The 4,031-nt window shown below is 47.9% G+C and carries 2 protein-coding genes and 1 pseudogene (1 of these 3 running past the window's edge); all 3 read right to left on the reverse strand.

From position 1 onward, the window contains the following. Nucleotides 1–136: 136 nt before the first annotated feature. Nucleotides 137–1,987, reverse strand: coding sequence for a glycoside hydrolase family 13 protein (locus QZ323_RS13620; RefSeq protein WP_294635252.1), 1,851 nt, complete (start codon nt 1,985–1,987; stop codon nt 137–139). Nucleotides 1,988–2,159: 172 nt separating this feature from the next. Continuing rightward, complete coding sequence (locus QZ323_RS13625; RefSeq protein ID WP_294635253.1) at nt 2,160–3,545, reverse strand: tetratricopeptide repeat protein; 1,386 nt, start codon at nt 3,543–3,545, stop codon at nt 2,160–2,162. A 380-nt stretch (nt 3,546–3,925) separates the two neighbouring features. Beyond that, a pseudogene (locus QZ323_RS13630) lies at nt 3,926–4,031 on the reverse strand (sodium ion-translocating decarboxylase subunit beta); it runs 1,067 nt beyond the window's last position.

Genomic DNA, 4,031 nt, shown 5'->3' on the forward strand with positions numbered 1-4,031 from the left:
CTTGCAGATACTTTATCTGCAAGCCATCTGCAAGGGGTATCTGCAAGCCTGTAACTATTTGTTACATAGCCTGATAAGTGCGAAATCCTTGCAGATGGCAGATAAAATGCGAAAAAAAAACTCTAGGAGGGAGTGGTTATAACTCGATCACCAGCGATTCTCTTGCCGCCATCTTCAGTTCTTCGCCAAGGGAGACGGTCTTTCCGCTGAGGATGTCTTTTCCCTGCTTGCTCTCTTTCAGGACTTCCTTGTAGAACTTCAAGGGAACAGTGGTCTCGGCATCCGTACCGTTCAGCATCACGAAGACGGTCTTGCCTTCGTACTGGCGTGCGTAGGCATAGACACCGTTCTGTACCATGAACTGCACCATGCTGCCTTTGGCAATCACATCGTTTCCTTTGCGCCAGTTCAGGATGGTCTTGTAGAAGTTGTAGCATTCGTTCTGTAGCTTGGTGCGTCCTGCGGCGGTCAGTGCCGTTTTCTTGTCGTCGCTCCATCCGCCGGGGAAGTCCTTGCGTACATAGCCGTCACTCTTGCTCTTCACACCGTTCATCATGATTTCCGTTCCGTAGTAGAGTTGCGGGATGCGGCGCGTGGTGAGCAGCAGGGTAGAGGCTTGCTTCAGCATCGGCAGGTTGTTGCTTTCGCCCAAGAAGCGGTCGGTGTCGTGGTTCTCGATGAAAGCCAGCACGGAGGCGGGGTTGGGGTAGAGGAAGTCGTAGACGAAGTTGTTGTACACGCGGTCGAGGCCTTTGAACCAAGTCTCGGTCTGTTCGGTCTTGGCGATGTTGATCTTGTCGAAGAAGCTGAAGTCCATCACGGTCTTCAGGTTACTGTTCTTGGGAGCCGACAGTTTGGAATCTTTCTGCCACCAAGCGGTATAGGCGGGTTCGGTCACCCAAGTCTCGCCTACGGTGTTGTAGTTGGGATACTCCTCGTTCAGCTCTTTCATCCAGTTGCTCATGGCGTCGTAGTCGGCATACGGATAAGTATCCATGCGGATGCCGTCGATGTTGGCATACTCTATCCACCAGAAACTGTTCTGCACCAGATAGCGGTAAACGTGGGGATTCTTTTGGTTGAGGTCGGGCATGGCGGTCACGAACCAGCCGTCGTTCATCTGGTCGAAATCGTATTGCGAAGTGTAGGGATCGACGTGCGGGGTCAGTTTGAAGGAAGTTTGTACGAAGTTGTTCTCATGGTCGGGATTGTTGAACCAGTCCTTGGAAGGCATGTCCTTGATCCATACATGTTCCACACCGCAGTGGTTGAAGATCATGTCCATCACAATCTTGATACCGCGGGCATGGGCCTTTTCTATCAGTTGCTTGTACTCGTCGTTGGTGCCGAAGCGCGGGTCTACCTTGTAGTAGTCGGTAGTGGCGTAGCCGTGGTAAGAGCCACCGGTCATGTTGTTCTCCAGCACCGGAGTAAACCAGAGGGCTGTCACACCGAGGTCGGAGAAGTAGTCGAGGTGTTGCTCAATGCCGGCAAGGTCGCCGCCATGTCGGGCGTTCGGGTCGTTGCGGTCTACTTTATATTCTGCCATGCCTGCTATCTGGTCGTTGTCGGGGTTGCCGTTGGCAAAGCGGTCGGGCATCAACAGGTAGAGGGCATCGGAGGCGTCGAAACCTTTGTGCTCGCAGCTTTTCATGGTGCGGGCTTTCAGTTCATACTCTTTGACGAGTTTCTTCTTGCCTTGTGCAAACGTGAGGGTTACGTTTCCGGGCTTTACGTCCTTCTCCAGTCTCAGGTAAACGATCAGGTAGTTGGGGCTTTCCAGTTTGACCGTGCTGCTCAGTGAGACACCGGGGTAGTCGACGGTAACGGAAGAGTTGCCGATGCCTTCACCGTAGACCATCAGTTGGAGTTCGGGATTCTGCATTCCGGTGTACCAGAATGGCGGATCGATTTTGTTTACGTTCATAGCTGCATACGTGCTGAGGGAAAGTAAAAGTGTTCCCAGAATAAAAAATAATCGTTTCATGATATTGTTGTTTAATGTTATTGTCTTTATAAGGAGTTATCGGGAGTTAGAAGGAGTTGTCACTTTTCCACACTCCACTTGACTTGATAAATCCAGTGCTAATATACGCAAATAGCGGAGAAAGCTGTTGCTTCTCCGCTATTATGTCCGCCATTGTGTTATGCAAACGTTTTCATTTCTTGGTTGTTTCCCCAGTCTTTTCTGTTTTGGGGGTGTTTGTCGGCACTACGGTAACTTTTCCTTGGAAGAAATCATTCACTTTCTTTTTCTCCCGAAGGTCTTTGAGCCAGTTTTCCGCGCTGTTGTAGTGGGTGCGTATTCCTAAGATCACGTTGCCTTGTTCGTCCGTCTCGGGCTGATCTTCTTTACTACTGCTTTTGGGACGGGTTTTCAGGAAGGCTTCCAGGCATCGTTCCGTGTTCTTAAGGTCTTTCAGGTAGTATTGATAGATATATGCCATGTCGTATAGCAATTTATGATTCGTTACGTCATATTTCTCATATCGCTCTTTCATTGCCTTCACTTGCATCTTGGGCTGACCGGCCATCTTGTAGCAGTTGGTAAGTCCTATGTACAGGCGTATCATTGCACTGTCTGCCGGAGTGGCGTATGCGACGGCTTCCTCCAAATAACGGACTCCCTTCTCTTTCCATGAAGTATTGGCGCAGGCACGACCTAAATAGTACAGCAGGTTTACGTTGCGCGGATCATATTGGTGGGCTACCTTCAGGATGTCCTGCGCTTCATAAAACTTTTCGAGGGCGTAATAGCTGATTCCTAAATAATAGCAGGTCGTAAAGGCACTGTCTCCCAGGCTGAGCAGTTGCTCGTACCGCTTTATGGCAGTCTGATAATCCTTCATCAGGCAATGTGCCAATGCGTTTTGTTGGTTCACGGAGATGTTGGTGCTGTCTATGGCACGGTATTTCTCGGTTGCCTTTATAGCATATGGGTAATCTTTTCCTTCAATATAGATCTTGCCCGATTTGGCTGCCGCAAGATAATCATTCGGATATTTCTCCTGTATATTTTCATAGCATCCCAATGCCGCAAGATAATTCTCCAATCCTTCGAAACTTTGTGCTTGCAGGTGCAGTACTACGGCAGAACTGTCCGTTTCCGTCAGCAGGCTGCTTTCGCCCAGGGCTTCGTTGAATTTCCGTTGGTTGAGCAACAGGCTGATGTACTGGATGCGGGCATATTTGTTGGCAGGGTTCAGGTCTACGGCCCGCCGATAATACTTCAGTGCCTGTTTGTTCTTGAGTACTGATTTGCAGCATTCGGCAGCTTCTATATAGGCACGCGGATTCAAGGAATCCAGCCCAATGACTTCTTCGTACACTTTGAGCGCTTCACTGTTATTGCCTAGGCTTTTCAGTGCTTTTCCTTTTAGATAAAGCAGCGGGACGGTCGGCTTTTCCTGACTGATGAGTGAAAGTGCTGTTTCATAGTCGTAGTTCGCCATCGCTTCCTGAACGGGATTCGTATTTTGTGCACGCAGCAGTGAAGAGACACTGATAAAGAGAAGGATAAAAAGCGGGATAATGAGTTTTCGCATGGTCATATTGTTTTAGTTGTTATTAATTATCCCGAAAGGTACTAAAAATAATCTTATTACGAAATATACGTAGATTATTTTAGATTGATTAACGGATGAAACGTAAATTCCTCTTTGTGTTTCTTTTCTCTCTCAATGTTGCAAAAGTTCCCCAATGCCTCTTCTTTAAATTCATAATGAAAAGGATACGAATACGCACTCCTCACAACTAATGCAAAAAAAGACAGATTTCCACAGCCTTATTTCCAGTTAAAGGAACACAAAGGAAGAAATCTCTCCTTTGGTTCTTTTGTCAGGAAAATGAGAATCTGTGAAAATCTGTCTCATCTATGCCATCCGTATGCCATTACAGCTCCAGATGTACATATATACTGTTTTGTTTACAGCAAGAATCCCAGCAAGATACCTGCAGCTACTGCAGAACCGATCACACCAGCTACATTCGGACCCATAGCATGCATCAGCAGATAGTTAGTCGGATCGTAT

The organism is uncultured Bacteroides sp. (genome assembly GCF_910585845.1).
Lineage (GTDB): Bacteria > Bacteroidota > Bacteroidia > Bacteroidales > Bacteroidaceae > Bacteroides.